Origin of the sequence: Curtobacterium sp. RIT-PI-V (genome assembly GCF_025642935.1) — a bacterium.
Lineage (GTDB): Bacteria > Actinomycetota > Actinomycetes > Actinomycetales > Microbacteriaceae > Curtobacterium.
Window position 1 is genome coordinate 92264 of record NZ_JANZKM010000011.1, and the last position, 7355, is coordinate 99618.

At 70.6% G+C, this 7355-nt stretch carries 5 protein-coding genes; 4 read left to right on the plus strand and 1 reads right to left on the minus strand.

What is annotated here, in order from left to right:
* The first annotated feature begins 26 nt into the window (after nucleotides 1–26).
* The 4 genes from OGL88_RS09065 to OGL88_RS09080 all read left to right on the plus strand — a co-directional run bounded on the left by OGL88_RS09065 (nucleotide 27) and on the right by OGL88_RS09080 (nucleotide 6074).
* Nucleotides 27–1790 (plus strand): helicase-associated domain-containing protein, encoded by a 1764-nt coding sequence (locus OGL88_RS09065; RefSeq protein ID WP_263054723.1) that lies wholly within the window; start codon nucleotides 27–29, stop codon nucleotides 1788–1790.
* Nucleotides 1791–1838: 48 nt separating this feature from the next.
* Nucleotides 1839–3536, plus strand: coding sequence for a DNA repair helicase XPB (locus OGL88_RS09070; protein WP_263054722.1), 1698 nt, complete (start codon nucleotides 1839–1841; stop codon nucleotides 3534–3536).
* A gap of 51 nt (nucleotides 3537–3587) precedes the next feature.
* The gene (locus OGL88_RS09075) at nucleotides 3588–4283 is read left to right on the plus strand and encodes a response regulator transcription factor (RefSeq protein WP_017888045.1); all 696 of its coding nucleotides are present in this window, start codon (nucleotides 3588–3590) and stop codon (nucleotides 4281–4283) included.
* 66 nt (nucleotides 4284–4349) lie between these two features.
* Nucleotides 4350–6074 (plus strand): sensor histidine kinase, encoded by a 1725-nt coding sequence (locus OGL88_RS09080; protein ID WP_263054721.1) that lies wholly within the window; start codon nucleotides 4350–4352, stop codon nucleotides 6072–6074.
* 172 nt (nucleotides 6075–6246) lie between these two features.
* Here the strand turns inward: OGL88_RS09080 and OGL88_RS09085 are convergent, their stop codons facing one another.
* Complete coding sequence (locus OGL88_RS09085) at nucleotides 6247–7143, minus strand: hypothetical protein (RefSeq protein WP_263091208.1); 897 nt, start codon at nucleotides 7141–7143, stop codon at nucleotides 6247–6249.
* Between the last annotated feature and the right edge of the window lie 212 nt (nucleotides 7144–7355).

Sequence of the window (7355 nt, forward strand, 5' to 3'; positions counted from 1 at the left end):
TCCGCCCCGGACGCTGGCACCGGACGATGACGACCACCGCCGACCTGGCCGCCCGACTCCGGGCGTTGCCGGACGACTCCCTCGAACGACTCGTCGCTGCGCGGAGCCTGCCCCCGGCCGCCCTCGGCGAGACCGGTCCGCAACGGATCACCGACTTCTTCGACCTAGCCGAGGCGCTCCGCACCGACGACGCCGTCGACGCCGCCGTCGAGCACCTGCCCCGCGCCACGATCCTGGCGCTCCGCGACGGCGGGGACGCCGACCGCCTCGGTCCGGCGATCACGCTCGGCCTGGCCGACGAGGACGGCGCCGTCGACGACGCGGTCGCCGCACGCGTGGCCGCCCACCCCGACCTCGTGGCACTGCGATCGACGGGAGGCCCGGATCGCCCCGATCGCGCCACCCACGCCGACGACGTGGCCGGCCAGGACCGCGCGCGCACCACGGGCGCGGAGCAGGCGTTCTCGAGCATGACCGTGCTCGCCGAGCTGCTGCGTGCGGTGGACGCCGGCACCGTCCGCGAGCTCGTCAAGGGCGGCATCGGCACGCCGCTCGCCAAGACCCTGGCCGAGCGCATCGGCACCGACGCCGACGTCGTGCCCGGCCGCCTCGCACTGCTCGACCGAGTCGGGTTCGCCGACCCGGGCTCCGGCCGGTGGACGGTCACCGACGCCGGACAGGACTGGCTCGTCGCCGCCTGGCCGGACCGCTGGGCGACGCTCGTGTCGGCCTGGGCGGACACGCTCGGTCCCGCGGTGCACGAGGTCCTCGCCCTCGCCGACGACGACCTGCGCGACCTCGTGGCACTCGGCCGTTGGGCGTACCCGGCGGGCTCCCGCTGGCTCGACGCCGTGCTGCTCGACGCCGCCGGCACCGCCGCGTCGCTCGGACTCGCGGTCGACGGCATCGTCACGAGCACCGGCCGAGCACTGCTGGACGGCGACGCCGGGCCCGCGGCGGACGACCTGCCCGGCACCGTCGGCCAGGTGTACCTGCAGCACGACCTGACGGTGATCGCCCCCGGCCCCCTCGCGCCGGTCGACGACGCCGCCCTGCGCACGGTCGCCGTGCTCGAGGCACCCGGTCTGGCCGCCCGCTACCGCATCTCCGAGGACACCCTGCGCACGGCGTTCCGTGCCGGGCACTCCCGTGACGACGTCCTGGCGCTGCTCACCCGGCTGTCGTCGACCGGCGTCCCGCAGCCCCTCGCCTACCTGGTCGACCAGGTCGCCGGACGCGACGGCAGCATCGTCGTCGACCGCGGCGAGGGCGGGGTCGGCACCGTGGTGCGCGGCACCGCGGACCAGCTCGACCTGATCGGTGTCGACGCCGAACTCCGGCAGATGGCGTGGGAGCGCAGCGACCTGACGACGCTCACCACCCGCTACCCGGCGCACGTCGTGCACACCGCGCTCGAGGACCAGCGCTACCCGGCCGTGCTCGCGACCGGCGCCCGCCCCGAGACGCACCACGGGCCTCCCGGTCGGCGCAGCCCCACCGGACGCTCGCCGGAACAGGCGGCGCACGCACTCGTGGAACGGCTCCGCCTGACCACCCAGCGTGGCGACGCGGAACCCGAGCAGGAGTGGCTGGGGCGGCAGATCGACCTGGCCGTGCGCGGTCGCACGCCGATCCGGCTGACGGTGCGGATGCCGGACGGCTCCGAACGGCCGTTCTCGATCATCCCGACCTCGGTCGCCGCCGGACGCGTCCGTGGGCGCGACACCAGCGTCGACGTCGAGCGCACGTTGCCGCTGTCGCTCGTCGTGGCGGTCGAGAGCGACGCCTGAGGTGCACGGTCACCCGAACGCAGGTGACGACGGCTAGGCTGGCAGGTCATGAACGGACCGCTGATCGTGCAGAGCGACCGCACCGTGCTCCTCGAGGTTGCTCACCCCGACGCCGAGGACGCACGCCACGAGCTCGCGGCCTTCGCCGAACTCGAACGCGCCCCCGAGCACGTGCACACCTACCGCATCACCCGCCTCGGCCTGTGGAACGCACGGGCCGCCGGACACGACGCCGAGGCGATGATCGCCACCCTCGAGCGCTTCGCCAAGTTCCCGGTCCCGCAGAGCGTCACCGTGGACATCCGCGACACGGTGTCCCGCTACGGCCGACTCGTCATCCGGCGCGAGGAACGCGAGGACGCCCCGGTCATCGCGAACTCCCCCACCGAGGAACTGGAGCGCCTGCCCGTCCTGCTCCTGACCGCCGAGGACCCGTCCGTGCTGGCCGAGGTCATCCGGTCGAAGCGGATCAAGCCCCTGCTCGGCGACATGCGGAACCCCTCCGAGGTCGAGCTGCAGCCGTGGGCGCGCGGGCAGATCAAGCAGGAACTCGTGAAGCTCGGCTGGCCGGCCGAGGACCTGGCGGGCTACACCCCCGGGCAGCCGCACCCCATCGACCTCGACACGGCCGAGTGGCACATGCGCCCGTACCAGGAGCAGGCCGTCGACACCTTCTTCGCGCAGGGGTCCGGTGTCGTCGTGCTGCCCTGTGGTGCTGGCAAGACCCTGGTCGGTGCCGGCGCGATGGCGACCGTCAAGGCGACCACGCTCATCCTCGTGACGAACACCGTGTCCGCACGGCAGTGGCGCAGCGAGCTCCTCAAGCGCACGACCCTGCAGCCCGAGGACATCGGCGAGTACTCGGGCAGCGTCAAGGAGATCCGGCCGGTCACGATCGCGACCTACCAGATCCTGACCGCCCGGCGGAAGGGCGAGTACACGCACCTGTCGCTGCTCGACGCCCTCGACTGGGGCCTCATCGTCTACGACGAGGTGCACCTGCTGCCCGCCCCGGTGTTCAAGCTGACCGCCGACCTGCAGGCCCGCCGACGCCTGGGCCTGACCGCGACGCTCGTGCGCGAGGACGGCCGCGAAGGGGACGTGTTCTCGCTCATCGGCCCGAAGCGCTACGACGCCCCGTGGAAGGAGATCGAGGCGCAGGGCTACATCTCCCCGGCCGAGTGCTACGAGGTCCGCATCGACCTGCCGCACCAGGAGCGCCTGGAGTACGCGGCCTCGAGCGACGACGAGCGCTACCGGCTCGCCGCCACGTCGCCCGCGAAGACCCCGGTCGTCCGCGAGCTCATCGAGAAGCACCGCGGCGAGCAGATCCTGGTGATCGGGCAGTACATCGACCAGCTCGACGAACTGGCGGCATCGCTCGACGCGGCAGAGATCACCGGTGCGACGCCGGTCGACGAGCGCGAACGGCTGTACGACGCGTTCCGTGCCGGCGAGGTGGACGTGCTCGTCGTGTCGAAGGTCGCAAACTTCTCGATCGACCTGCCCGACGCCACCGTCGCGATCCAGGTCTCCGGGTCGTTCGGGTCACGGCAGGAAGAGGCGCAGCGCCTCGGTCGACTGCTCCGTCCGAACAAGGACGGCCTGCCGGCGTCGTTCTACACGCTCGTCGCGCGGGACACCGTCGACCAGGACTTCGCGCAGAACCGGCAGCGGTTCCTCGCGGAGCAGGGGTACTCCTACACGATCCTGGATGCCGACCAGGTCCAGGCGCCCGTGGGCTGACGTACGCACCGCTCTCAGGAAACCATTAGGGAACGGTCAGAAGATAGGACCATGAGCGATGGCCCCAAGATCCTGATCGTCGACGACGAGCCGAACATCCGCGACCTCCTGACGACCTCGTTGCGCTTCGCCGGGTTCGCCGTCCGTGCCGTCGGCAACGGCGCACAGGCGATCTCGGCCGTGCTCGAGGAAGAACCCGACCTGATCATCCTCGACGTGATGCTCCCCGACATGAACGGCTTCGGCGTCACCAAGCGCCTGCGGTCGTCGGGCTACACCTCGCCGATCCTGTTCCTCACCGCGAAGGACGACACCGAGGACAAGATCACCGGCCTCACCGTCGGCGGCGACGACTACGTCACCAAGCCGTTCTCCCTCGACGAGATCGTCGCCCGCATCAAGGCCATCCTGCGTCGCACCATGAACGACGAGGAAGACGCGATCATCCGCGCCGGCGAGCTCACCATGGACCAGGACACGCACGAGGTCACGATCGGTGACGCGCAGATCGAACTCTCCCCCACCGAGTTCAAGCTGCTCCGCTACCTGATGCTCAACCCCAACCGCGTGCTGTCGAAGGCACAGATCCTCGACCACGTGTGGGAGTACGACTTCAACGGCGACGCGGGCATCGTCGAGAGCTACATCTCGTACCTGCGCCGCAAGCTCGACCAGTACTCGGCCGAGCCGATCATCCAGACCAAGCGCGGCTTCGGGTACATGCTGAAGGCCTCCAAGGCCTCGTAGCACCGCCCGTTCTTCACGGCGGCCGTCCGGTTTCACCGGGCGGCCGCTGTCTATCGTTGAGGCAGCATGCACACGCGAATGAACCGCTGGTGGGACGGGATCTCCCTGCGCACCAAGATCACCGGGATCACGGTGCTCCTGGTCGCGCTCGGCCTGCTCGTCGCCGGGCTCGGCACCATGACCGTCCTGTCGACGTACCTGATGGCGCAGCTCGACAACAACGTCAAGGGCACCACGGAGCAGCTCGAGGGCCAGAACATCAGCGACGGCGAGCAGTACTGCAAGCTGTCGGTCGTGCTGTCGCAGAGCGCCTACGTCGCCGCGTACGACGCCGACGGCGACCAGATCTGCGAGACGCCGGCGTCCAGCCGACCGGACGTCCGCGAACTCGACTTCTCGACGGCAGCGCAGAACGGTGCGCGCTTCTCGCTCTACGACAGCCAGCACAACCACGAGTGGCGCGCCCAGATCATCCCGGCATCGCTGCAGAACCAGTCCGACGGCTCCACCGAGACCGGCTTCGTGCTCGTCGCGGTGTCGAGCGCCGACACCGACCAGACCATCGCCCGGTTCACCGTCATCTTCCTGGGCTTCGGCATCTCCGTGATCCTGCTCGGCGCCATGCTCACACGGCTGCTCGTCACCGCCACGTTCGACCCGCTGCGCGACGTCGAGGACACCGCCGCACGCTTCGCCGCCGGGGACTTCAACCAGCGCCTCGAGGCTGACACCCCGAACACCGAGGTCGGGCGCCTGAACCGCTCCCTCAACGTCATGCTCGAGCGCATCGACACCGCGTTCGAGGACCGCCAGCGCACCATCGACCAGATGCGCCGGTTCGTCGGCGACGCCTCGCACGAACTCCGCACCCCGCTGGTGTCCCTGCGCGGGTACGCCGAGCTCTACCGGATGGGCGCCCTCCGCAAGGAAGAAGACGTCGCCCAGGCGATGGAGCGCATCGAGAAAGAGGCGAAGCGGATGGGCCTGCTCGTGCAGGACCTGCTCCAGCTCGCCCGCATCGACGAGTCGAAGCCGCTCGAGCTCGGTCCGGTCGACCTCGTGGCGATCGCCCGTGACTCGGCGCTCGACACCATGGCGTCCAACCCGGACCGCGAGATCCAGGTGCTCGTCGAGGACGCCTTGACGGGCGAGAGCGTGCCCCAGGCCGTGCGGCCGCGCGCGTCGTCGTCGTCGCTCTCGTCGGGGTCGTCGGACTCGTCGGGCTCCTTGTCCGACACGGGCGAGGTCCCCCCGGCATCGCCCACGTCCGCGAACACCACCGGCCCCATCGCGTTCTCGCGGCAGACGATCGCGCGGCTGCGTGCTCGGCGGACCCGGGCGATGGACATCGAGGCCGGTGCCGCTCCCACCGACGAGACGACGCCACTGCCCACGGTCGTCATGCCCAAGCGTCCCCCGATCGTGCTGGCGGAGGAGAACAAGATCCGCCAGATCGTGACGAACCTGATGGGCAACGCCATGCGGTTCACCGAGCACGACGACCCGATCGAGATCGGCGTCGGAGTGGACGACGACCGCGGCATGGCCCACATCGACGTCATCGACCACGGTGAGGGGATCCCGGCGCAGCTGCGCGACAAGATCTTCCAGCGGTTCTGGCGAGCCGACACCTCGCGTGCGCGGGACACCGGTGGCTCGGGCCTCGGGCTCGCCATCGTGTCGGGCATCGTCGCGGCACACCACGGCTCGGTCGAGGTCTTCGACACCGAGGGCGGCGGCGCGACCTTCCGCGTCTGGCTGCCGCTGCTGCCCCGCGACTACGCCGCCTGACGGGGTCGCCCGGCCGTCCCGCCCGGTCACAACACCCCGTTCGACGCCGCCGAGCGGTCACGATCTGTCGTCTGTGCGCTCGGCGGACGACAGTTCGTGACCACCCGACGATCGGCTGGAGACGTGTCGTGACCGCGCGACGACCTGTCTCTGTGCGCGGCGATCGCGGCGATCACGCTGACCGCCGACGACTTCTGACCGCTCGGACCTCGAACGCCTGGCGAAGCCGCTCGAACAACACCGCGGGTCGGTGTGCATCCGATGCCGTCGCGTGGATCACGAGCCAGTCGTTCACCACGAACCCGTTGTCCCTCCGCTGATCGTGTCGGAAGGTGTCGCGCTCACGGTGGTGGTCGCCGTCGTACTCCAACGCGATGCCGAACTCCGACCACGCCATGTCGACGCGGCCGAGGAACTTCCCCGCACCGTCGTGCACGTCGACGTTCAGCTCCGGCTCGGGGAACCCCGCATCGACGACTGCCAGGCGGAGCCACGTCTCCCGAGGGGACTCCGCGCCTGGCCGGACGAGGTCCAGCGCACGCCGAGCAGCGACCGCGAAGCGTGTTCCGGGTCGGATCGACGCACGGAGGTCGTCCGCCGTCGCCAGCCCGGCGGGTCCGACGAGGTGGTCCCCGATCGCGACCAGGGCGTCACGCTGGAGCACGCCGGCGCACTCGAACCACATCTGTGCGGGGACGCTGACCAGGAACCCGCGGTGTTCGACGGTCCTTGGTCGGTCGAGACGGTGTGCGGCCACGCCGGGCCGCCGCATCCGGTACCCGTCTCGCGTGGTCGAGACGTGCACCGGGCCGACCGAGCGCACCGACTGCGGCAGTGGCGCGCCCCAGATCTCGGCGGCAGTCGTGTGACTGAAGAACTGGTCGGGACGCATGACCAGCGCGACGGCGTCGATGAAGTCCGCCGAGTCGATCGGGGCACGCACACCGTGGACCGGGGCTGCCAGGTCGGCACGTCGAAGTCGTTCCCGATCGATGCCGTGCTCCACCGCGTCGGCCACGCGGAAGGTGGAACGGTCGAACGGAGCAGGAAGGCGGCGGGCAGCTGGCATGCCGTCATGGTCGTTGCGGGGCACTCGAGCCGACCTCGCGCGCACGGAAACTGGGGAGAACGAGGTGAGCCGGGCCTCCTGTGCGGGAGAGACGACCCAAGACACCCGCAAGCCGCACGCAGGAGCCGGCTAGGACTCCCCGCTGCTGCGCCGCCGAGCGGTCACGACGTGTCGACTGGAACGGGCCGAACCGACGGTTTGTGACCGCTCGG

Coding starts and splice junctions, on each gene's coding strand:
- OGL88_RS09065 (WP_263054723.1), top strand. CDS start 27: ATGACGACCACCGCCGACCTGGCCGCCCGACTCCGGGCGTTGCCGGAC.
- OGL88_RS09070 (WP_263054722.1), top strand. CDS start 1,839: ATGAACGGACCGCTGATCGTGCAGAGCGACCGCACCGTGCTCCTCGAG.
- OGL88_RS09075 (WP_017888045.1), top strand. CDS start 3,588: ATGAGCGATGGCCCCAAGATCCTGATCGTCGACGACGAGCCGAACATC.
- OGL88_RS09080 (WP_263054721.1), top strand. CDS start 4,350: ATGCACACGCGAATGAACCGCTGGTGGGACGGGATCTCCCTGCGCACC.
- OGL88_RS09085 (WP_263091208.1), bottom strand. CDS start 7,143: ATGCCAGCTGCCCGCCGCCTTCCTGCTCCGTTCGACCGTTCCACCTTC.